At 68.1% G+C, this 23122-nt stretch carries 17 protein-coding genes; 8 read left to right on the top strand and 9 right to left on the bottom strand.

Going from position 1 to position 23122, the window contains the following annotated elements:
• The first annotated feature begins 175 nt into the window (after positions 1 to 175).
• On the top strand, positions 176 to 901 hold the full coding sequence (locus tag OPU70_RS14485) for a L,D-transpeptidase family protein (RefSeq protein ID WP_498558094.1): 726 nt from the start codon (positions 176 to 178) through the stop codon (positions 899 to 901).
• 155 nt (positions 902 to 1056) lie between these two features.
• On the opposite strand, the gene OPU70_RS14480 is transcribed toward OPU70_RS14485, so the two are convergent.
• Positions 1057 to 3276, bottom strand: a complete 2220-nt coding sequence (locus OPU70_RS14480) for an NADP-dependent isocitrate dehydrogenase (protein WP_042539464.1) — start codon at positions 3274 to 3276, stop codon at positions 1057 to 1059.
• Positions 3277 to 3456: 180 nt separating this feature from the next.
• Between OPU70_RS14480 and OPU70_RS14475 the strand changes: the two genes are divergently transcribed.
• The 7 genes from OPU70_RS14475 (at position 3457) to OPU70_RS14445 (ending at position 12146) form a co-directional block, all read left to right on the top strand.
• On the top strand, positions 3457 to 3915 hold the full coding sequence (locus OPU70_RS14475; protein ID WP_309686644.1) for a GNAT family N-acetyltransferase: 459 nt from the start codon (positions 3457 to 3459) through the stop codon (positions 3913 to 3915).
• Positions 3916 to 4125: 210 nt separating this feature from the next.
• The gene (locus tag OPU70_RS14470) at positions 4126 to 5139 is read left to right on the top strand and encodes a LacI family DNA-binding transcriptional regulator (RefSeq protein WP_498558093.1); all 1014 of its coding nucleotides are present in this window, start codon (positions 4126 to 4128) and stop codon (positions 5137 to 5139) included.
• Between the two features lie 124 nt (positions 5140 to 5263).
• Positions 5264 to 6571, top strand: coding sequence for an ABC transporter substrate-binding protein (locus OPU70_RS14465; RefSeq protein ID WP_309686637.1), 1308 nt, complete (start codon positions 5264 to 5266; stop codon positions 6569 to 6571).
• A gap of 58 nt (positions 6572 to 6629) precedes the next feature.
• Positions 6630 to 7595 carry a carbohydrate ABC transporter permease gene (locus OPU70_RS14460; RefSeq protein WP_153302285.1) on the top strand — a complete coding sequence of 322 codons (966 nt, stop codon included), beginning with the start codon at positions 6630 to 6632 and terminating at the stop codon, positions 7593 to 7595.
• Positions 7595 to 8482, top strand: coding sequence for a carbohydrate ABC transporter permease (locus OPU70_RS14455; protein ID WP_079112406.1), 888 nt, complete (start codon positions 7595 to 7597; stop codon positions 8480 to 8482). Before OPU70_RS14460 ends, OPU70_RS14455 begins: the two co-directional genes overlap by 1 nt.
• Entirely contained in the window at positions 8482 to 10716 is a 2235-nt protein-coding gene (gene yicI, locus OPU70_RS14450; RefSeq protein ID WP_498558092.1) for an alpha-xylosidase, read from the top strand. The genes OPU70_RS14455 and yicI overlap by 1 nt, the downstream gene beginning before the upstream one ends.
• Positions 10713 to 12146 carry a GH1 family beta-glucosidase gene (locus OPU70_RS14445; RefSeq protein WP_498558091.1) on the top strand — a complete coding sequence of 478 codons (1434 nt, stop codon included), beginning with the start codon at positions 10713 to 10715 and terminating at the stop codon, positions 12144 to 12146. Before yicI ends, OPU70_RS14445 begins: the two co-directional genes overlap by 4 nt.
• Positions 12147 to 12197: 51 nt before the next feature.
• Here the strand turns inward: OPU70_RS14445 and OPU70_RS14440 are convergent, their stop codons facing one another.
• The 8 genes from OPU70_RS14440 to OPU70_RS14405 form a co-directional block, all read right to left on the bottom strand.
• Positions 12198 to 13001 carry a hypothetical protein gene (locus OPU70_RS14440; protein ID WP_498558090.1) on the bottom strand — a complete coding sequence of 268 codons (804 nt, stop codon included), beginning with the start codon at positions 12999 to 13001 and terminating at the stop codon, positions 12198 to 12200.
• Positions 13002 to 13112: 111 nt separating this feature from the next.
• Entirely contained in the window at positions 13113 to 14927 is a 1815-nt protein-coding gene (locus OPU70_RS14435; protein WP_079112402.1) for an ABC transporter ATP-binding protein, read from the bottom strand.
• Entirely contained in the window at positions 14924 to 16855 is a 1932-nt protein-coding gene (locus tag OPU70_RS14430) for an ABC transporter ATP-binding protein (RefSeq protein WP_056375851.1), read from the bottom strand. Before OPU70_RS14430 ends, OPU70_RS14435 begins: the two co-directional genes overlap by 4 nt.
• A gap of 366 nt (positions 16856 to 17221) precedes the next feature.
• Positions 17222 to 17719 (bottom strand): methylated-DNA--[protein]-cysteine S-methyltransferase, encoded by a 498-nt coding sequence (locus tag OPU70_RS14425; RefSeq protein ID WP_455904407.1) that lies wholly within the window; start codon positions 17717 to 17719, stop codon positions 17222 to 17224.
• Positions 17716 to 19215, bottom strand: coding sequence for a DNA-3-methyladenine glycosylase 2 family protein (locus OPU70_RS14420; protein WP_498558089.1), 1500 nt, complete (start codon positions 19213 to 19215; stop codon positions 17716 to 17718). The genes OPU70_RS14425 and OPU70_RS14420 overlap by 4 nt, the downstream gene beginning before the upstream one ends.
• 154 nt (positions 19216 to 19369) lie before the next feature.
• Positions 19370 to 20977, bottom strand: a complete 1608-nt coding sequence (gene purH / locus OPU70_RS14415; protein ID WP_079112400.1) for a bifunctional phosphoribosylaminoimidazolecarboxamide formyltransferase/IMP cyclohydrolase — start codon at positions 20975 to 20977, stop codon at positions 19370 to 19372.
• Positions 20978 to 21017: 40 nt separating this feature from the next.
• Positions 21018 to 21605, bottom strand: coding sequence for a phosphoribosylglycinamide formyltransferase (purN, locus tag OPU70_RS14410; protein WP_079112399.1), 588 nt, complete (start codon positions 21603 to 21605; stop codon positions 21018 to 21020).
• A gap of 44 nt (positions 21606 to 21649) precedes the next feature.
• Complete coding sequence (locus OPU70_RS14405) at positions 21650 to 23035, bottom strand: cell division protein PerM (RefSeq protein WP_498558088.1); 1386 nt, start codon at positions 23033 to 23035, stop codon at positions 21650 to 21652.
• Between the last annotated feature and the right edge of the window lie 87 nt (positions 23036 to 23122).

The raw sequence follows: 23122 nt of genomic DNA, 5'->3' as shown, positions 1-23122 counted from the left end.
CCCCCCCCCCCCCCCCCCCCCCCCCCCCCCCCCCCCCCCCCCCCCCCCCCCCCCCCCCCCCCCCCCCCCCCCCCCGCACGGCGGGAAGAGCCTCGAGTTCTCCGGCGATCCGGCCGAAGCTGCCCCCGCCGTCACCGACGAGGACGCCACGACCGTTGCCACCTCACTGAACACGATGCTGGGTTCGATCGGCTTCTACATCGGCGAAGAGCGCACGGTCCCCGTCGACCCGGCGACCGCCTCGACCTGGATCTCGGTCGTCGAGGAAGAGGGTGAGCTGAGCGTCGTCGCGGATGAAGCCGCGATCCAAGCGACGATCGACGCCCTTCCCGCAGCCGTCAACCGGGAACCCGTCAACGCGACGAACATCGTCGACTCCGGGGGGGAGATCCTCCGCACCGTCGCCGAAGGCGCCAACGGCCGCACGATCGGCGACACCTCGAGCCTCGCATCCGACGTCGTGGCGAAGCTGGAGGCCGGCGAGGGCGTCTTCCCCATCGAGGTGACCGAGACCCCGTTCGAATCGGTCAACCTGGTCCGCAAGATCGACGTGGACCTGAGCTCTCAGACGGCGACTCTCATCGAGAACGGCGCCGTCGTCCGTTCGTGGGCGATCTCGTCGGGCAAGAGCGCGACGCCCACCGACACCGGCAACTTCCGGGTCTACGCGCATGTGCGCGAGCAGACGATGAAGAGCCGCGAGCCGGACGGGTCGATCACCGAGACGCCGAACGTCCCCTGGGTCACGTACTTCAACGGCGACGAGGGCTTCCACGGCACCTACTGGCACAACGACTTCGGCAACCCGCGCAGCCACGGCTGCGTGAACATGCCGATCGACGTCGCCAAGTACGTCTACGAGTGGTCGCCGGTCGGCCTCGAGGTGTCGGTCCACTACTGAGCCTCGCTCGCGACAGAGCTGGCGACCAGTCGGCCCTGAAGGCCGCGGCCTTGCGTATCGCCCGGCTCTGAAGGCCGCAGCCTTGCGTGTGGTGGAAGAACGACGAAGGAGGGGCAGGATGCGCGTGCATCCGGCCCCTCCTTCGTCTGTCCGTGTCAGCTCAGTGCGTCGACGATGCCGTTGAGCGTCGTGGACGGGCGCATGACGGCCTCGACCAGTGCGTCGTCGGGGCGGTAGTAGCCGCCGATCTCGACGGGCTTGCCCTGCACGGCGTTGAGCTCGGAGACGATCTTCTCCTCGTTCTCCGCGAGCGTGGCGGCGATCGGCGCGAACGACGCCGCGAGCTCGGGGTCCTTCGTCTGCGCCGCGAGCTCCTGCGCCCAGTAGAGCCCCAGGTAGAAGTGGCTTCCGCGGTTGTCGATCGTGCCGAGAGCGCGACCAGGAGAGCGGTCCTCTTCGAGGAAGGTTCCCGTCGCAGCGTCCAGCGTCTCCGCGAGGACGCGGGCCTTCTCGTTGCCCGTGCGGTCTGCGAAGTGCTCGAGCGAAGCGGCCAGCGCGAAGAACTCGCCCAGGGAATCCCAGCGCAGGTAGTTCTCCTCGACGAGCTGCTGCACGTGCTTGGGCGCAGAGCCACCGGCACCGGTCTCGAACAGTCCGCCGCCCGCGAGCAGCGGGACGATCGACAGCATCTTGGCGCTGGTGCCGACCTCGAGGATCGGGAACAGGTCGGTGAGGTAGTCACGCAGCACGTTACCCGTCACCGAGATGGTGTCGAGGCCGTGACGCATGCGCGCGAGCGTGTAGCGGGTGGCCTCTTCGGGGGCGAGGATCGTGATCGTGAGCCCCTTGGTGTCGAGCGTCGCGAGACCCTGGTGCACCTTGGCGATGATCTGCGCGTCGTGCGAGCGGTTGGCGTCCAGCCAGAACACCGCGGGCGCTCCCGAGGCGCGAGCGCGCGTGACGGCGAGCTTGACCCAGTCCATGACCGGAATGTGCTTGGTCTGCGTCGCGCGCCAGATGTCGCCGGCGCCGACCTCGTGCTCGATCAGCACGGTGCCCTCGCTGTCGAGGACCTGGACGGTGCCGGGAGCGGCGATCTCGAAGGTCTTGTCGTGGCTGCCGTACTCCTCGGCCGCCTGGGCCATGAGCCCCACGTTCGGCACGGTGCCGATCGTGGCGGGGTCGAGCGGGCCGTTCGCGATCACATCGTCGATGACGGCCTGGTAGACGCTCGCGTACGAGGAGTCCGGGATGACCGCGAGGGTGTCGGCCTCGCCGCCATCCTCGCCCCACAGCTTCCCGCCGTTGCGGACGAGCGCGGGCATGGAGGCGTCGACGATCACGTCGCTGGGCACGTGCAGGTTCGTGATGCCCTTGTCGGAGTTCACGTACGAGACGCGCGGGCCCTCGGCGAGCGCGCGGTCGAAGGCTGCGGCGATCTCCTCGCCGCCGGCGATGCCGCCGAGACCCGAGAGGATCGACCCGAGACCGTCGTTCGGGTTGAGGCCCGCCTCAGCGAGCTTGTCACCGTACTGAGCGAACACGTCCTTGAAGAACACCCTCACGACATGCCCGAAGATGATCGGGTCGCTGACCTTCATCATCGTGGCCTTGAGGTGCACCGAGTAGAGGATGTCGTCGTTCTTCGCCGTCTCCATCGTCTCGGCGAGGAAGGCGTCGAGGTGCGCGGCCGAGAGGAACGTGGCGTCGATGATCTCGCGCGGAAGGACCTTCAGCCCCTCCTTCAGAATCGTCACGGTGCCGTCAGCGGCGGTGTGGCGGAAGCTCAGGACGTCGTCGTGTGCGGCGACCCAGGAGCGTTCGTTGTGCTTGAAGTCGTCGTGACCGAGCGTCGCGACGCGGGTCTTCGAGCCCTCCGCGAACGGCTTGTTGCGGTGCGGGTGCTTCTTGGCGTAGTTCTTGACTGCCAGAGGCGCTCGGCGGTCGCTGTTGCCCTCGCGCAGCACGGGGTTGACCGCGGAGCCCTTGATGCGGTCGTAGCGAGCGCGGACGTCCTTCTCCTCGAGGGAGGTCGGCTCGTCCGGGAAGTCAGGGATGTCGTATCCCTGCGACTGCAGCTCGGCGATCGCGCCCTTGAGCTGCGGGATCGAGGCCGAGATGTTCGGGAGCTTGATGATGTTCGCCTCGGGGAGCGTCGCGAGTCCGCCGAGCTCGGCGAGCGAGTCGCCCACCTGCTGCTCGGGAGCGAGCTTCTGCGGGAATGCGGCGAGGATGCGTCCGCCGAGCGAGATGTCGCGGGTCTCGACCTCGATGCCCGCCTGCCCCGTGAAGGCCTTGATGATCGGCAGGAAGGAGGCTGTGGCGAGAGCCGGTGCCTCGTCCGTGTAGGTGTAGATGATGGCGTCGTCGGTCACCAGGAGGTTCTCCGTTCGCGAGGGCATATTTGTCTCGATACCAAGATACCTGAGGCGCTCCCGGCGCACGTTCGCCGCGAGGAGGCGCCGACATCGACTTCCGGCATTCTGCGCGTGCGCACCCCTGACGAAAGTCGAGGTTTCTGCGCGGGCACCCCCGCGAGGGGCTAGCCTGTGACTATGTCCGAACTGCGCATGGTCGAACTCTCAGCTGCGACGATCGTCGCCGTGAACAACCTGTCGCTGAAGCCCGGACAGGAGCAGTTCCTCGCTCCGGTGTCCTACGGCATCGCGGCGACGGTCATCAACCCGCAGACCTCCTGGCAGCGGGTCGTCCTCGAAGACGATCAGGTCGTCGGGTTCGTCAGCGCCAACTTCGACGCCGAGGCTCCGGAGGAGCATTTCCGTTCGGTGCTGTGGCGCATCAACGTCGACGCTGAAGGCCAGGGCAAGGGCGTCGGCCGCTTCGCGGTCGAGAGCCTGCTCGAGGAGGCCCGCAACCGCGGCTTCGACCACGTCAACGTCATCTACGAGGCCGGAGAAGACGGCCCGGAGGCGTTCTTCCTGCGTGTCGGGTTCACTCCGGTCGGCGAGACCGAGTACTCAGAGGTCATCGCCCAGATCCGCGTCACTTCGTAGACCGGCGGCGGGGTCTCGAATCCCCTCCCCCATCGAGGCCCCGTCGCCCTGTCAGGTGACGTGATGGGACCGCTCCCGCAGCCTCGAGCACGAATTTGTTGCGGATGACCACAAAAGTGTTGCGCGCGGCGTCGAACTCTGCCTATCATCACTTTCGGAAGCGCAAGCGAAACGCTTCGACGATGAACCGATAGCGACGATGGAGTCCTGATGACGACGATTCACGAGGTGGCCCAGGCCGCCGGAGTGTCGATCAGCACGGTCTCCTACGCGCTCAGCGGCAAGCGCCCGGTCTCGGAGAAGACGCGTCGGCGCATCGAGGACGCGGTCCAGACGCTCGGCTACGAGCCCGATGCCGGAGCACGGATGCTGGCTGGCCGCCGCACGCAGATCTTCGGACTCACCGAGCCTCTCCGTGCCGACACCCACGCCCCCACGCACATGGCCTTCGTGCTCGCTGCAGCAGTCGCCGCCCGCCGCCGTGGCTACGACATCCTGCTGCTGACCGACGAGCAGGCATCCGAGGGGATGAACCGCGTCGCCGCGAGCAACCTCGTCGACGCCATCCTCGTGCTCGACGTGGCGCCGGACGACGAGAGAGCGGAGATCGCCCGATCCCTGCGTTCCCCGACCGTCTTCATCGGCATCCCGGACGACGCGGACGGTCTGACCTGCGTCGACCTCGACTTCGAAGGCACAGGGCATCTCGCCGTCGACCGACTGGCCGATGCCGGGCACACCTCCGTCACCCTGCTCGGACAGACCGAGGTCTCGTACCGCAAGTCGAACTTCCCCCGACGACTGCTCCTCGGCGTGCAGGACCGAGCGGCCCAGCGGGGAGTCGACCTCGACTGGGCGACGACCGGAGACACGACGACCGACGCGTCCGCTGTGCGCGCCGCCGCCGAGATGGCATTGAGCCGCGGCGTCCGTGCGTTCATCGTGCACGCCGTCGGCGATGTGCACGAGATCCTCCTCGAGACGATCGCAGCCCACGGGCTGACGGTCGGCGAGGACGTGTCGGTGATCTCGGCCGCCGCATCGTTCGACACGTCCTCGCTCGCGGTTCCCGTCGACACGATCCCGCTCGTGCCGCAGAAGTCGTGCGAGCTCGCCGTCGATCTCGCCGTGCGGCACCTGGAAGAGCCGGGCCCGCCCGCCCAGATCCATCTCATCCCCCCCGAGTACCACGTCGCCGGCTCGGTCGCCCCTGCCCGGGAGTGACCGCCCGCGGAGAACGCAGCCGCATCGCTGTTGTCGAAACGCTTCGACGACTGCCTCATCACAACTGAACACCCGACCCACTGAAGTGTCCGGCCCCAGGGCCACTGAGAAAGGAGTGCCGACGATGGCACGCACCACACGCAGGACGAAGACGCTGGCGGCTCTCGCCGCGCTCACCGCGACAGGCATCGCACTGAGCGGCTGCACTGCCGGTTCGGCAGACGAGGGCGGCGACGGAGACACCCTCAAGCTCTGGCATTACGAGGGTGCGGACAGCGCCATGGGAAAGGCCTGGGCCGAGGCGATCGCGATCTTCGAAGAAGAGACCGGAGCGACCGTCGAGTTCGAGGAGAAGTCCTTCGAGCAGATCCAGAAGACGGCCAGCCAGGTGCTCGACACCGACGCGGCACCCGACCTCATGGAATTCAACAAGGGCAATGCGACGGCGGGATTCCTGGCCTCCACCGGACTGATCACGGACATCTCCGACGCCGTCGAGGAGTACGGATGGGATGAGAAGCTCGCTCCCTCGCTGCAGACCACCGCGAAGTACTCCGAAGACGGCGTCATGGGCGGCGACACCTGGTTCGGCGTCCCGAACTACGGCGAGTTCGTCGGCGTCTACTACAACCAGGATGCCTTCGCCGCGGCGGGTCTCGAGATCCCCACCACCTACGAGGAGTTCGTCGACGTCCTCGACGCGTTCGTCGCGCAGGGCGTCACCCCGCTCGCCGAGGCCGGCGCCGAGTACCCCCTCGGACAGCTCTGGTACCAGCTCGCGCTGCTCGAGGGCGATCGCGGCTTCGTCGACTCCTACCAGCTGTACGACGGCGAGGTCGACTGGCAGGGCCCGGAGGTCACGGCGGCGTCCGAGACGCTCAAGGACTACGTCGACAAGGGCTACATCGCCTCGGACGTCTCCTCGGTCAAGGCCGAGGACGCCGGCGTCTCGTTCATCAACGGCACCTCGCCGATCTTCGTGTCGGGATCCTGGTGGTTCGGTCGCTTCGTGTCGGAGGCGACCGGCTTCGACTGGACGATGACCGCGTTCCCCGGCGCCGACCTGTCGCTCGGCTCGTCCGGCAACCTCTGGGTCGTCCCCGAGAACGCTGCGAACAAGGAGCTCGCCTACGAGTTCATCGACATCACGATGCGCCCCGAGATCCAGGCGATCATCGGCAACAACGGCGGCCTCCCGGTCGCCGCCGACACCGCCGACATCACCGACGAGAAGAGCGCGGCGCTCATCGAGACCTTCAACGGCGTGCTCGACGCCGACGGGCTCTCGTTCTACCCGGACTGGCCCGCTCCCGGCTTCTACGACGTGATCGTGCAGGAGCTCCAGGGTCTGATCACGGGCACGCAGGATGCGGAGACCACCAACACGAACCTCGGCGAGCAGTACGACGAGGGCACGTCCGAATTCCGTTGATCCGCCCGCGGGGGCGACGACCGCACGGCGTCGCCCCCGCATCCTCCTGGAGATGAACATGTCACTCGTCACCCGACGCGAGGGCCGCACGAAGCTGCCGCCCGAAGAGCCGTCGATCCCGCAGCGCAGCGGCGGGACCGGGGCCTACTGGTTGTACCTGCTCCCCGGCTTCGTGCTTCTGCTCGTCGTCGTCATCGTCCCGCTGATCTGGAACGTCTACCTGACCTTCACCAAGTGGAAGGGAGTGCGCGCCCCCGAGTTCATCGGTCTCGAGAACTGGCAGAAGATCCTCACCGACAGCGACTTCTGGACCTCGTTCACGAACTCCGTGTGGATGATCCTCGCCATGGTCGTGGTGCCGACGATCGTCGGCCTGATCGTCGCAGCCCTGCTCTTCGACGTGGTCGGACGCAAGTTCGGCGGCAAGGTCGGCAGCTTCCTGCGCGCGACCTACTATCTCCCCCAGATCCTCCCCATCGCCGTCGCCGGCATCGTGATCGGCTGGATCGTCCGGCCGGGTGGCGACGGCGCGCTCAACCAGATCCTCGGTTGGTTCGGCATCCCCGCCTACGACTGGCTCGGCCAGATGCCGTCAGCCCTCATCGTGCTGATGGTCGTCATGGTGTGGGTGCAGCTCGGCTACCCCGTCGTCGTCTTCATGGCGGCGCTCCAGCGCGTCGATCCCGAGCTGTACGAAGCCGCCGAACTCGACGGCGCGAACTGGTTCCAGCGATTCACCGCGATCACGATGAGCATCATCCGCCCGGAGATCTTCGTCGTCACGCTCACCTGCACGATCGCCGCCCTCAAAGTCTTCGGCCCCGTGTACATCATCACGCGCGGCGGCCCCGCCGGTGCCACTCTGGTGCCCGCCTACTACGCCTACCAGGAGTTCTTCACCAAGCGGAACGTCGGCTACGGCGCGACCATCGCCACCGTGCTGACCATCGTCGTGGTGATCGTGTCGATCATCTTCATCCGCGTGCAGAACTCGCTCGAGCGCAAGGAAAGGGCGGGTCTCTGATGCACGCCACCACCGCCATCGTCACCGGCAAGCCCTCCCAGAAACGCCCTCGCGGCGGGATGACCAGGAAGCGCCCCGTCGACTGGCTCATGCTCGCGCTCGTCGTGATCGGCGCACTGCTCATCATCGCGCCGTTCTACCTCGTGCTGGTCAACTCGTTCAAGTCCCCTGTCGACTACGCCACATCGGGTCCGCTCGCCTTCCCCGAGACGCTGGACTTCGGCGGGATCATCAAATTCTGGGAGCGGGTGAACTTCCCCGAGAAGGTGTGGAACTCGATCTTCATCGCCGGCATCGTCTCGGTGCTCGCCGTCGTGATCTCGATGCTCAACGCCTTCGCGATCGGCATCGGCCGCGTCCGCGGGCGCAGCTGGATCGTGCTGCTCTTCCTGCTCGCCAACCTGCTGCCGCAGGAGGCGCTGCTCTACCCGCTGTACTACATGTTCAAGTCCGTCGGCCTGTACGACAACGTGTGGTCGGTGATCATCGTCTTCACGGTCATCCAGGCGGCTTTCGGCACATACCTGCTGTCGTCCGTCTACGGCACGTTCCCCAAGGAGATCCTCGAAGCGGCATCCATCGACGGTGCGAATCGCTGGCAGATCCTCTGGCGGATCGTCTTCCCGATCAGCCGCCCGACCCTGTCGGTGCTGCTCATCTTCTTCTTCATCTGGACGTGGAACGAGTTCCTGATCCCGCTGACCTTCCTCGCATCGAATGCGAATCAGACGGTCCCCGTGGCGATCAGCGTGCTGCAGGGCGACCGGCTCATGGACGTCACGACCACGAGCGCCTCCGCCCTCCTCGGCATCATCCCCACGCTCATCTTCTTCCTCATCTTCCAGCGCACCCTCACACGCGGCATCACGGCAGGAGCAGTCAAGTAATGAAGTTCACCGACGGGTTCTGGCAACTGCGTCCTGGGGTCACCGCGCTGTACGCGCAGGAGGCCTACGACATCGCCGAGACCGACGACACTCCCGACGGACCCGGCATCGTCATCACAGCACCCACCATGGTGATCGCCAAGCGCGGCGACACCCTGAACCGGCCGGTGCTGACGACCACGCTCTCATCGCCCGCCGAGGGGGTGGTGCGCGTCCGCATCGCGCACCACGAAGGAGGCCGCTGGCACGGCGGCTTCGGTCTTCCCGGGGCAGGATCCGGAGCGGCATCCGTGTCCCTCACCGAGGGGGGTGGCGCTCTCGATGCCGGTTCGCTCGTCGCACGGATCACGAAGGGCGCGCCGTGGGACCTCGCATTCGAGGTCGACGGGAGACGCGTGACCGGAAGCGCGCACAAAGCCCAGGGATACGTGCGACTCGCCCCGGACGCGCAGGTCGACGCCGGCATCGTCGACAATGCACGACAGGGCGGTTCGACCCCGAACGGATCCGTCTTCGTGCACGAGCAGCTCGACCTCGGAGTCGGCGAGCTGATCTACGGTCTCGGCGAGCGCTTCGGTCCACTGGTGAAGAACGGCCAGTCGGTCGACATCTGGAACGCCGACGGCGGCACCTCCAGCGAGCAGGCCTACAAGAGCATCCCGTTCCATCTCTCGAATCGCGGCTACGGCGTGCTCGTGAACGACCCGGGCCACGTGTCGTACGAGATCGGATCGGAGTCGGTCGAGCGCGTGCAGTTCTCCGTCTCCGGCGAGGTGCTCGAGTACTTCGTCATCGCTGGTCCGACGCCGAAGGATGTCCTGGGACGCTACACCGCTCTCACCGGACGACCGCCCGTGGTGCCGGCCTGGTCGTACGGGCTCTGGCTGTCGACGAGCTTCACGACCGACTACGACGAGAAGACCGTCAACTCCTTCATAGATGAGATGGCGGCGCGTGAGCTGCCGGTGTCGGTGTTCCACTTCGACTGCTTCTGGATGCGCGAGTTCAACTGGACCGACTTCGTCTGGGATTCCCGGGTGTTCCCCGACCCCGAGGGCATGCTGTCACGACTGCACGATAAGGACCTGCGCGTCTGCGTCTGGATCAACCCGTACATCGCGCAGCGCTCCCCTCTCTTCCGTGAGGCGGCTGATCAGGGCTACCTCGTGATGCGCCCCGACGGGTCGGTCTGGCAGTGGGATCTCTGGCAGGCGGGAATGGGGCTCGTCGACTTCACCAATCCGGATGCGACCGCCTGGTACCAGGCGAAGCTCCGCGAGCTCATCGCACAGGGCGTGGACTGCTTCAAGACCGACTTCGGCGAACGCATCCCCACCGAGGTGGTCTGGGCCGACGGCTCCGACCCCGAGCGCATGCACAACCTGTACACCGATCTCTACAACCGGGCCGTGCACGATGTGCTCGTCGAAGCGCGAGGCGCAGACGACGCCGTGCTGTTCGCGCGCTCGGCGACCGCCGGCGGGCAGAGCATGCCGGTGCACTGGGGCGGCGACTCGACGTCGACCTACGCGTCGATGGCCGAGACCCTGCGCGGCGGGCTCTCGCTCGCACTGAGCGGCTTCGCCTTCTGGAGCCACGACATCGGCGGATTCGAGGGCACTCCGGATGCCGGTGTGTTCAAACGCTGGACGGCCTTCGGTCTGCTCGGCTCGCACTCGCGCTTCCACGGATCGAGCTCCTACCGGGTGCCGTGGGCATTCGACGAGGAGGCCGTCGACGTGACGAGGCGATTCACGCACCTCAAGATGCAGCTGATGCCCTACCTGTATCAGCAGGGCATCATCGCATCGAGGACGGGCCTGCCCGTGATGCGGCCGATGCAGCTGGAGTTCCCCGATGACCCGGCCGTCGGCTACCTCGACCGGCAGTACATGCTCGGCACCGACCTGCTCGTGGCGCCCGTCTTCTCCGGGGACGGATCGGTCGAGTTCTATCTGCCGGAGGGCGAGTGGACCTCGCTGCTGAGCGGCGAGACCGTCTCGGGCGGGGGCTGGCGCCGAGAGACCCACTCCTTCGACTCGCTTCCGCTGTACGTGCGACCAGGCACGGCACTCCCCTGGGGTGCCCGCACCGACAGACCCGACTACGACTATCACGACGGCCTGCGACTGCGGGTGTTCCCTGGCGGATCGGGCTCGGCGTCCGTGACCGTCACGAGCCCGGACGGCCGTGAGAAGATCTACGAAACCGACCTGACTGAGGTGACCCGGTGACTCTCTCTCCTGCCGATGACTACCGCGGATCCGGACTCGTGCTGCCCGAGGGCTTCACGTTCGGATCGGCTACCGCCTCCTACCAGATCGAGGGGGCGGCCGCCGAAGACGGGCGCACGCCGTCGATCTGGGACACGTTCAGCAAGACGCCGGGGAAGGTGTGGAACGGCGACACCGGCGATGTGGCCTGCGACCACTACCACCGCGTCGATGAGGACCTCGATCTGATGTCGGATCTCGGACTGCAGGCGTACCGATTCTCGATCGCCTGGCCGCGGATCGTTCCCGCGGCGGACGGCGCAGTGAACCAGGCGGGGATCGATTTCTACTCTCGTCTTGTCGACGGACTGCTCGAGCGGGGCATCAAGCCGGTGGCGACCCTCTATCACTGGGACCTCCCCCAGTACCTCGAAGACGCAGGCGGGTGGACCTCCCGGTCGACGACCGACGCCTTCGAGCGATACGCGTCGATCATGGGCGCGGCGCTCGGCGACCGGGTGCACACCTGGACGACGCTCAACGAGCCCTGGTGCTCGGCCTATCTGGGATACGGGCAGGGTGGTCACGCGCCCGGCCGCCACGAGCCGGCCTCCGCCCTGGCGGCCGTGCACCACCTGAACCTCGCGCACGGGCGCGCGATCCAGGCGCTCCGCGCCACGTCGACCGGCGACCCCGACTACTCGGTGACACTGAACTTCCATGTGCTGCGCGGCGTGGGCGACGGCGCAGACGAGGCCATGCGCCGGATCGACGCTCTGGCGAACCGCGCGTTCACGCATCCGATGCTGCGCGGCGAGTATCCCCCGGATCTCCTCGAGGACACGGCCTCGGTCACGGACTGGTCGTTCGTGCACGACGGCGACCTCGCCACCGTCAACCAGCCGATCGATGTGCTCGGAGTGAACTACTACTCCACCGCGACGGTGCGGCTCTGGGACGGCGTCTCGGAGAAGCAGCAGAACGACGGACACAAGGGCACGGCCGGAGGCACCGCGTGGCCGGGCAGCGATCAGCTGGTCGAGTTCGTCGAGCAGCCGGGGCCCTACACGGCGATGGGGTGGAACATCGCGCCGGAGGGACTCGAAGAGCTGCTCGTCTCCCTGTCGGAGCAGTTCCCCACCCAGCCGCTGATGGTCACCGAGAACGGCGCCGCGTTCGACGACGAGGTCGCTGCCGACGGCTCAGTGCCCGATCCCGAGCGCACGGACTACCTGCGACGTCACTTCACCGCCGCTCACCGCGCGATCGAGCGGGGTGTCGACCTGCGGGGCTACTTCGTGTGGTCGCTGCTCGACAACTTCGAGTGGGGGTACGGCTACGCCAAGAGGTTCGGCATCGTGCGCGTGGACTTCGACTCGCTCGAACGCACCGTCAAAGATTCGGGGCGCTGGTATCGCGAGCTCATCGCCTCACGCACGATCGGGGCCTGACCCTTCGGATGAGCACCACCGACCGCCGCCTTTCCTCATCGGAGGCGGCGGTCACTGCTTGCCTGGCCGCTTGCGCTCGTTCCAGGCCGCGAGTGCCGATGCCGCGGCGCCGGCTGCGCGATCGATCGCGTCGGCGGAGCGGCTGATCATGTCCTGCGCGGCGTCCTGCCAGGCCGACGACGGCTGGGGTGCCTCGCCCACCTGAACCCTCGCCGAATGCTCCGCGGCCTCGAAGGCGCGCTCGAGGTCGGCGACGGCGTCACGGTAGGCGGCGAAGTCCTCAGCGCTGACCCGTCCGGTGGCGGCGCGGCGCATCTCGACCGCATGCGCTGCCGCCCGGAGATACGCCGCTGTCGCGGGCTGCTTGACGTCGGTCATCGCCGGGTACGCGATCTGCAGGCCCGCATCGGTCTCATAGTTCATCCATCGCACGACGATCGCCTCATGCTGCGCCTGGAGACGCTCCAGGGGGCGAGGGGCGGATGCTGCGGGGATCGCCGCGCGCGCGGCGTTGAGCCGAACCTGCTTGGCGCGCACGTCTGCGGCGGCAGCCTTGGCATCGTTCTCCTTGGCGCGCAGCATCCGCTTGGCACCGGCCACCTGCTCGGGAGTCGCTCGGCGCGCGCTGCGCTCGGCCGAGATGCGCGCGACGTCGGCCCTGGCCAACTTCACGGCCATCCGTCGTTCGACCGCCGTCTGCTGCGCGGCCTTGAGATCGTGCCGGGCCGCGTCGTACTCGAGCCGGCGGCCGCTCTTCGTGCTGCGACGACGCAACCCGACTGCCCCGGCCGCGACTCCGCCGGCCGCGACGGGCGCGATCCACCACAACTCGACGGCGAGAAGCAACGGATCCATACTTCGATGCTACCCAGGCCGACGCCTCACCGCTCCGCCGTCTCCCCGGCGTACGACCGAGGCCACGACCGATGATCGGTCGTGGCCCCGGTGTTCAGGAATCGGGCTCGTTCACACCAGGGTCTCCTGCCAGGCGGCGTGCAGCTGCGCGAACTTGCCCGTGCCGCTGATGAGTGCCTCGGGCGTGTCATCCTCGATGATCTTCCCGTGCTCCATCACCAGCACCCGGTCGGCGATCGCGACCGTCGAGAGACGGTGCGCGATGATGATCGCCGTGCGGTCCTTGAGCAGCGTCTGCAGCGCGTCCTGAATCAGACGCTCCGAGGGGATGTCGAGCGACGCGGTGGCCTCGTCGAGGATCAGCACCGCGGGGTCGGCGAGGAACGCTCGGGCGAACGAGATCAGCTGACGCTGACCTGCCGACACACGACCACCGCGCTTGTTGACGTCGGTGCGGTACCCGTCGGGCAGCGACGAGATGAACTCGTCCGCCCCGACCGCGCGGGCAGCCGCGCGGACCTCGTCGAGCGAGGCGTCGGGCTTTCCGAGAGCGATGTTGTCGGCGACCGTTCCGCTGAAGAGATAAGCCTCCTGCGTCACCATGACGATGGCCCGGCGGAGATCCTTCGGGTGCAGGTTGCGCAGGTCGACTCCGTCGAGCGTCACCTTTCCGATCGACGGGTCGTAGAACCGGGAGATCAGCTTCGCGAGCGTGGACTTCCCCGCTCCGGTGGTGCCCACCAGAGCGATGGTCTGCCCAGCGGGGATGTCGAGCGAGAAGTTCGGCAGGATCGTCTTCTCACCGTTGTAGCCGAACGTCACCTCATCGAACTCGATGTGTCCTCGCGACTCCCAGAGGTCGACCGGCTTCTCGGGATCCGGAACGGTCGGCACCTCCTCGAGCACGCCGGACACCTTCTCCAGCGCCGCCGTGGCGGACTGGTAGGAGTTGAGGAACATCGCGATCTCCTGCATCGGAGCGAAGAAGTTGCGCACGTACAGCACAGCCGACAGCAGCACGCCGACGGTGAGTGCCCCCTCGGACACTCGGATGCCACCCCAGAGCACGACGATGCCGAGCACCAGAGCCGCGACGCCCATCAGACCGGGCTCGAACGTGCCGAACAGCAGCATCGAGCGTCGGTTGACGTCCCGATAGTCGCCCGCGATCTTCTGGAACGCCACATCGTTGCGGGGTTCCTTGCGGAACGCCTTCACCGCTCGGATGCCCGTCATCGTCTCGACGAACTGCACGATCACCTTCGCGCTGATCACGCGCGACTCGCGGTAGACGAGCTGAGAGCGCGAGTAGAACCAGCGCATCAGGAAGAACAGCGGCACGCCGCCGATCGCGAGGATGAGCCCGGACTGCCAGTCCCACACGCACAGCGCGATGAACGTGAACAGGCCGAACAGCACGCCGGAGACGAGCTCGTTCAGTCCGCCGTCGAGAAGCTCCTTGATCGAGTCGAGATCGCTCGTCTGGCGCGAGATGATGCGACCGGACGTGTACGACTCGTGGAACTCCAGGCTGAGGCGCTGAGTGTGCAGGAAGATCCGCTTGCGGAGGTCCAGCAGCACCGCCTGCGTGAGCTTGGCCGCGATGATGACGTACCAGGCGATCATCGCCGCCGCGACCGCCCCGGCGAGGAGGTAGATCCCGCCGATCATGAAGGTCGGCATCCAGTCCGCGCGCTCGAGCACGGCGGGCAGGGCCCGGTCGAGCCCGATGCTGATCAGGATCGGGCCGGCGACCTGGAGCGCCGTCGAGATCACGAGCACGATCGCGGCGAGCGCGATCTGCGCCTTGAGGGGACGCACGAGCGAGCCCAGCAGTCGGAGCGAGCGACGCCGGATGGCCCGGCTCTCCTCCTTGGTGTAGCTGGAGCGGTCTTCGTCCTGGGTTCCGGTGATCGCGGTGCTCATCGCTGCACCTCCTTCTCGGTGATGATGTCTTGGTCGGCGGCATGCTCGCGGATCCCGGCCTGAACTGTGGCGTCGATCTCAGCCTGCTCGTCGCGGATGATCGGGATGGCGCCCGTACGCGCCGCTTCCTCGGCCTCGAGGCTCGAGATGACGTGCCGGTAGTGACGGCTCGTCCTCAGCAGTTCGCTGTGGGTTCCGACGGCGGTGACGCGGCCGGCCTCGAGCAGCGCCACGCGGTCGGCGAGGGCCACGGTCGAGGGGCGGTGCGCCACGATCATCGCCGTGGTGTCTGCCAGCACGTGCCGCAGCGCCTCTTCGACGAGAGCCTCGGTGTCGACGTCGAGCGCGGACAGCGGGTCGTCGAGCACGAGCACCTTCGGGTTCGCGGCGACGGCCCTGGCGAGTGCCAGACGCTGACGCTGCCCACCGGAGAGGCTCAGCCCCTCCTCGCCGATGACGGTCTCGACGCCCTCGGGCAACGAGTCCACGAAGGCCGCCTGGGCGACCTCGAGAGCCTCGCGCAGCACACGCTCGCCCTCCTCGCTGTGCACGTCGAGGTCGGCGCGCCCCAGCAGCACGTTCTCACGAACGGTCGCCGAGAACAGCGTGGCGTCTTCGAAGGCCATCGCGATGTGCTGGCGCAGCTCGGCGAGCGGCAGATCCCGCACGTCGACGCCGTCGAGCGTGACCCGCCCGCCGGTGACGTCATAGAGACGCGTCGGCAGCGTGGTCAGCGTGGTCTTGCCGCTTCCGGTCAGTCCGACGAGCGCCATGGTCTCGCCCGGCCGCAGCACGAGATCGATGCCGTCGAGCAGGTCGCGTTCGTGCTCTCCCGCGTCCTGGTACCGGAAGTGCGCCGCCTCGAAAGCCAGCTCGCCGCGGGGTTCCGCGATGTGCACCGGGTTCTCGGGGTCGGTGATGGAGTTCGTCTCGGAGTAGATGTCGAACACGCGGTCGGTCGCCGTGCGCGCATCGAGCATGAACGAGAACAGGAAGCCGATAGACTCGATGGGCCAGCGGAGCACCACGGCCATGGCGAAGAACGCGAACAGCTGCGCCTGATCGATCTCGCCCTGCGAGATGAGCCAGATGCCAGACATCAGGCTGAGGCCGAAGGCGATCTGCGGCATGAGGTCGAGCCAGAACCAGATCGACGCGATCGCGCCGGCCTTGCTCATCTCGGTCTCGCGAAGCGTCTCGGCCTGACGACTGAAGCGACCGAGGGCGTGCTTGCCGCGACCGAAGGCCTTGAGCACGCGGATGCCGTGCACGCTCTCCTCGACGCTGGTCGCGAGGTCGCCGGCCTGGTCCTGGCTGCGGCGCGTGAGCGCGCCGTAGCGCTTCTCGAAGAGATAGCCGCGGATCCACAGCGGAATGGCGGTGACGATGAAGATGACGCCCAGCAGCCAGTGCCAGCGGAACAGCAGCACCGAGCCGATGATGATCGTCAGCACGTTGACCACGAGCAGCACGAGACCGAACGCCAGCCACCGGCGGATCAGGCCGATGTCCTGCATCATGCGGCTCAGCAGCTGCCCCGACTGCCAGCGGTCGTGGAACGACACCGGCAGCGTCTGGAGTCGCGAGTAGAGCTCGGTGCGCATCTTGTACTCGACCTGCGTCGCCGGGTTGAGCACGAACTGGCGGCGCAGCCACACCATCAGCGCCTCACCGAGGGCGAGACCGAAGACCGCGAGCGCACCCCAGGCGATGGCGTCGAGCGCGCCGGTCTGCACCGGTCCGCGCATGATCTGCTCCAGCACGATCGGAATCATCAGCGCGATGATCGCGGCCACGAGGGCGCTGGCGGCACCTCCGGCGAGCCGCCAGATGACGGGCTTCACGAAGGGCTTCAGGCGCCACAGGGCTGCCGGCGTGGAGAGGGACGAGGAGGAAGAAGCGTTCTGCGATGAAGGCGAGGAAGACATGTCTCTCAGACGAGTTTCGTATGGGGAAGCGGTTGCTGAAGGGGGCGGACGCAGCAACGGACTCTCGGAGTCCGGCATCCGGTGAGGTCGTGCGTGTCGGAAAGTGGCTCTAGCGGAGCGGGCGCACCGGGGTCGAGCCGAGAGCGGCGATCTGCACAGCGGCGATCGATGTCATGGTGTCCTCCTCAGGCTCGGCGATGTCGTCCCGGTCGGTGCGACAGCCCACCAGCCTATTCCTGTGAACAAGCTGAGCGCAAGAGAGATTCCCGATTCCTCGACGTCGTCTTCCTCTGGCGACATCGCATGCCGGGATGCCCGTCTCGGTGTCGGGCGATAGCGCTCAGCGCCGGCCGACGATTCTGCGACTCATCCCCGCGAGGCTTCCCTCTCCAACAGACTCGCCTTGACGTCGAGTCCCCACGCGAACCCGCCGAGCGTGCCGTCGGAGCGCAGCACGCGATGGCACGGGACGAACAGCGCCGGAGCGTTGCGCGCGCAGATCGAGGCAGCGGCCCGCACCGCCCGAGGGTTGCCGAGCCGCGCCGCGAACGAGGTGTAGGTCAGCGGCTCCCCCGGCTCGATCTCACGCAGCGCCGACCATCCGGCCAGCTGTAGCGTCGTGCCCGTCTGCTTCACCGCGACCGCGTCGATCGCCGAGAGGTCTCCGTCGTAGAACGCGAGCGCCGCGGCTGCCGCATCCGTGTCGCGCTCGCGCACTTGAGTCGGTCGACCCTGGGCCGAGAGGCGGGCGACGATCGTCGCCTGATCGGCAGTCCATCCCGAGGAAAGCACCCGCTGATGCTCGTCGGCGAGGATGGTGAACGGCCCGTCCGTGGTCTCGATGGTCTGGATGATGGCGTTCATGGGGTCTCCTTCACAAGGGTGGTGGTCTGGGACGCGCGCGTCCGTCGCACAGGGCGGGCCGGTGCTGCGCGCCAGAGATGTGCGCTGAGATAGCTGCGCCACGGGGCAGTGCGCTCCGCCCACGCGACGAGCGGCCGCGGATCGCCCGGAAGCCCGGACGCGGCGGCCCCTGCGCGCAGTGCGACATCGCCGGGGAGGAGCACGTCGGGGTCGCCGAGCACGCGCATCCGCACGTAGTCGGCGGTCCAGGGACCGATGCCCGGCATCGCGAGCAGGGCGGCTCGCTGCTCGACGCCGTCGTCTCCGACCGTGAGCGGGAGCGAGCCGTCGGCGAGAGCTGCCGCAGCACCGACGATCGCCCTGATACGAGCCCCCGGCCCGCGCAGCACCTCGGCCCCTCGCTCGGCGATCGCCGACATCGTGGGGAACAGAAGCCCCTGCTCCGTGCGCTCCCCCAGCGCCTCGGTCAGGGCCGTCAGGGCAGTGCGAGCGGCGACGACCGTGATCTGCTGACCGATCATCGCGCGGATCAGCATCTCATGCGGATCCGCCGAACCGGGCACACGGATGCCGGGAGTGCGCGCGACGAGCGGAGCGAGCTGCGGATGCGCGCTCAGCGCCTCGTCGATGGCAAGAGGGTCGGCGTCGAGATCGAAGATCCGTCGCACGGTCGACACCAGCGGAGCGAGGTCGCCGAGCTGCGCGACACGGGCACGCAGGTGCAGTCGCTCCGTCGCATCCTGCCTCACCTCGAACCATGCGGGCCCGCCCGCCATGCGCAGATGACGCGAGAACGACGTGGCCGTGGCCTCTTCGACCCCCGACACCGCACGGGCCGCCATCCAGTGGAAGACGCCGGCCGCATCGAGAGGACCGCGATACGGGAGGACGAGGTCGATCGCGCCGGGAGCAGCCGACGCCGGCGTCTTCCGACGGGCCCTGAGCTCACCCGGCGTCAGGCCGAACACCTCGCGGATCGTGTCGTTGCACTGCCGGATGCTCGCGAAGCCCGCGGAGAACGCGACGTCGGAGATCTGCATGTCCGTGCCGACGAGCAGCATCCGCGCCGTGTGCGCCCGATGCGCCCGCGCGAGGGCGAGAGGACCCGCACCGAGCTCGGTCGAGAGCAGCCGGGTGAGGTGCCGGGTCGAGTATCCGAGACGCACGGCGAGCCCGGAGACCCCCTCGCGCTCGACCACGCCCGAGGCGATGAGACGCATCGCCCGAGCCGCGACGTCACTGCGCAGATCCCACGCGGGCGAGCCGGGGGCCGCCTCAGGGAGGCATCGTTTGCACGCCCGGAAGCCCGCCTCGTGAGCCGCCGCGCTGGTCGGGTAGAAGGTGACGTTCTGCGGCTTGGGTGTGCGCGCGGGGCAGCTCGGCCGGCAGTAGATGCCGGTGGAGCTCACGGCGGTCACGAACTGACCGTCGAAGCGCGTGTCACGTGCGCTGATCGCGCGATATCGCTCGTCGAAGTCGGTCACGGGGAAGCTCATGGCTCCACTCTGTCATGCTCGCCCGACACCGACTGGCGGAAATCGGACATCACTGTGGACATCGGTCTCACCCCCCTGCAGACAGCGCGAGACCCCTCGCGCCGACGTCGACGCGAGGGGTCTCGGAGGTGCTGCGGCCCTGGGGCCGGACTCCTCAGTGGAAGAAGTGACGCTCTCCGGTGAAGAACATCGTGACTCCGGCCTTGCGTGCGGCGTCGACGACCTCTTCGTCGCGCACCGAGCCACCGGGCTGCACGATCGCCGTGACGCCCGCATCGATGAGCACCTGTGCGCCATCGGCGAAGGGGAAGAACGCATCGGATGCGGCGACCGAGCCCGCTGCCCGGTCACCGGCACGCTCGACGGCGAGCCGGCACGAGTCGACACGATTGACCTGGCCCATGCCGACGCCGACCGTGGCGTTGTCCTTCGCGAGGACGATGGCGTTCGACTTCACGGCGCGGCACGCCTTCCACGCGAAGATCAGGTTCTCCATCTCCTCGTCGCTGGGGCGCTCGCCCGAGACGAGCTCCCAGTTCTTCGCGACCGACACGATGTCGTCGGGGAAGCGGTCGGCGTCCTGCAGCAGAAGCCCTCCCGAGACCAGGCGCACGTCCATGCGCTCCTGCTGCCAGTCCTGCGGAAGCTGCAGCAGACGCAGGTTCTTCTTCGCCTTGAACACCTCGAGCGCTGCGGGCTCGAACGACGGAGCGACGATGACCTCGGTGAAGATGTCCTTGAGGTTCTCGGCCATCTTGAGCGTCACGGTGCCGTTCGCGGCGATCACACCGCCGTACGCCGACACGGGGTCGCACTCGTGCGCACGGATGTGTGCGCTCGCGATCGGGTCGAGGGCGTTGGGCGCGGTGGTCGCGATGCCGCACGGGTTCGCGTGCTTGATGATCGCGACGGCCGGCTTCACCATGTCGTACGCGGCGCGCAGCGCGGCATCCGCATCGACGTAGTTGTTGTACGACATCTCCTTGCCCTGCAGCTGCGTCGCCTGCGCGATGCCGTGGCCGCCGACGCGCGTGTAGATCGCGCCGCGCTGGTGCGAGTTCTCGCCGTAGCGCAGGGTGTTGAGAAGCTCGGCCTGGATGGTGAGGTGAGTGGGCAGGTCCTCGCCCTCACCGAGCGTGCCCTCGGCGAACCAGGAGGCGACCGCCGTGTCGTACGCGGCGGTGTGCGCGAAGGCGCGGGCCGCGAGCTCGCGGCGCTGCGTCAGCGTGGTGCCGCCGTTCTCGATGGCGCTGATGATGCCGGGGTACGACTGCGGTGAGACGACGATCGCGACGTTCGCGTGGTTCTTGGCCGCGGCGCGGACCATGGCAGGCCCGCCGATGTCGATCTGCTCGACGACGTCGTCGCCCTCGGCGCCCGAGGCGACAGTCTCGACGAAGGGGTAGAGGTTCACGACGACGAGCTCGAACGGCGCGATGTCGAGGTCGGCGAGCTGACGCTCGTGATCCTCGAGGCGGAGGTCCGCGAGCAGGCCGCCGTGGATCTTGGGATGCAGCGTCTTCACGCGCCCGTCGAGCATCTCGGCGACGCCGGTGACGGCGGCGACATCGGTCACCTCGAATCCGGCCTCGCGGATGGTGGAGGCGGTCGAGCCGGTCGAGACGATCTGCACACCCGCATCGGCGAGCGCCGCCGCGAGCACGAGCAGATCGGTCTTGTCGCTCACCGAGACGAGCGCCCGGCGCACCGCAACGGTGTCGCGGTCGCGGTACAGCGAATGATCGTGGCGGGGTCCGGCCATGAGGGGCTCCTTCGTGCGAGGGGGGCGTGCGTGGATCGGGTCAGGATGCGGAGGTCAGCGAGAGCTCGCCGGTCGCGATGCGGCGCACCACGTCGATGAGCAGTCGGCGTTCGACGGGCTTGATGCGCTCGTGCAGGCTGTGCTCGGTGTCGCCTGCGACGACCGGCACCCTCTCCTGGGCGAGGATCGGCCCGGTGTCGACGCCGTCGTCGACCACGATCACGCTCGCGCCGGTCTCCGAGACGCCCGCGGCGAGCGCATCGCGCACTCCGTGTGCACCGGGAAACTCAGGCAGGTAGGCGGGATGCGTGTTGATGAGCCGCGGCGCGAGGTCCGCGACGAGCGCAGCGGGAAGCAGGCGCATCAGGCCGCTGAGCACGACGAGGTCTGCATTCCAGACCGCGAGCTGTCGGCCGAGTTCCTCACCCCACGCCTCACGAGACTCGTGCTCGTGCCAGGGAACCGTGAAGCTCGGGATGCCGAACTCCTCGGCGTGGGCGAGGCCATCGGCTTCGCGGTCGGCGCCGACGACCACCACCCGCGCAGGAAAATCGGGGTGGCGAGCAGCCTCGAGGAGGGCGCGAAGGTTCGAGCCGGTGCCCGAGATGAGAACGGCGACCGTGAGCACGCGCCCAGTCTATCGGGGCCGGCGCCGGGGCCTGACCCCGCGTGTCAGCCGACGGGATCCCCGGGGTCGCGCTGGGGCAGCCGGAATCCCCCCGCGCCATCCAGCGGCGCGGTGTCGTAGTCGGACGCTGCATCGGGCCAGCGAACCATCCCGTCGCCGGGCTCACTCGAGGCGGAATCGGATGCCGTCATCTCGGCGACCCACCGGTCGGTGCGCTCCTCCGCGAGCTCGTCCCGGTTCCGAGGCGACAGGAGCAGGATCGCCGCACCGAGCAGGACCTCGCCGCCCAGAGCGAGGGCGAAGGGCAGCGCCGCCGGTCCGGCTTCGGCGAGCCGCCCCGGTCCCATCGATCCTCCTGCGAGCAGGGCGGCGACCCCGGCGACCGCGGCGGTCAGCACACCGATGCCCGCGGCGATCACCGCACGAGGAGCCATTCCGAGAGGGGTTCCCTCCCACACGAGTCGCGAGCGGACGGCCCATCCTGCGAAGGCTCCCGCTCCGATCGGGAGGATGATCACGATGAGCATCCAGATCGACGTGCTCTCGGGAAGAAGACCGAGCACGGGGATCCCCGGGACCACCCCGAGCTGGGTGCCCGCGGGAGACACCGCAGTGCCGACGCCCACCGCGAATCCGGGGCCGGCGAGCCAGGAGGCCGCCCAGACGATGATCGTCGGCAGATAGGCGAGGTGCCCGAGCGTGATGACTCCGGCGCCGAGCGCGTCGACGCGAGCTGCCTGGAACAACGCGACCATCTCCCCGCCCCGTGCCGCGACGAGAACGGCGACGGCGACCGCCGAGACAGCGGTGACCCCCACCACGGCGAACGCCGCCCCGCGGACCGCTGCGCTCGGCACCGGTCCCCAATCGCCCCAGGAGTCGACGACGTCGTGGATGCGGTCGAGGACGCCGCCGTCGCCGTCTTCCCAGGCGATGCGCACGGCCCCGCACGCGGCGCCCATGAGATAGACCGTGGTCGGAAGCAGGATGCCCTCTGCGACGGGTGTCTCGACTGCGGCGAGATGCGAGGTCAGCGCGACTCCGGTCGCGATCGCCGCGAACGCGAGGGAACCGGCGAGCGTGCCGAGCAGCCACGCACCCGCGCGGGCGGCACGGGCGCCGGAGCGAGCCGCGAACAGCAGAGTGAAGACGAGAAACGCGAGCGGAGTCACCGAGAGCGTGAAAGCGGCAGCGTCGGGCGCGATGCCCGTGGTGCGCAGCACCTCGGTCGAGACGTCGATGCTCAGCGGCACACCGTGGCCGAACTGCCACAGTGAGCCGGTGAGCGGCCAGAGCGCTCCCCAGTCGGCTGTCACTCCGAACGAGAGCGTCCAGAGCAGGGTGAGCGGCGCCAGCAGAACCACGAGACCGACCGCCGCAGCGATAGCGGCATCGAAGGCGGCGAGGAGCGCGACGAGGAGGCGTTGCATATCGAATCGAGACTACGACGAGAACCCTGTCGTCACCTGGGGGCGCGCGCGACTCGCGCGACACGATATCGTCTCCTGCGGAGGTTT

The organism is Microbacterium sp. SWDP-B6 (assembly GCF_059803615.1).
Note: the sequence above shows the minus strand (reverse complement) of the source record. Positions and strands in the feature narration are given on the sequence as shown.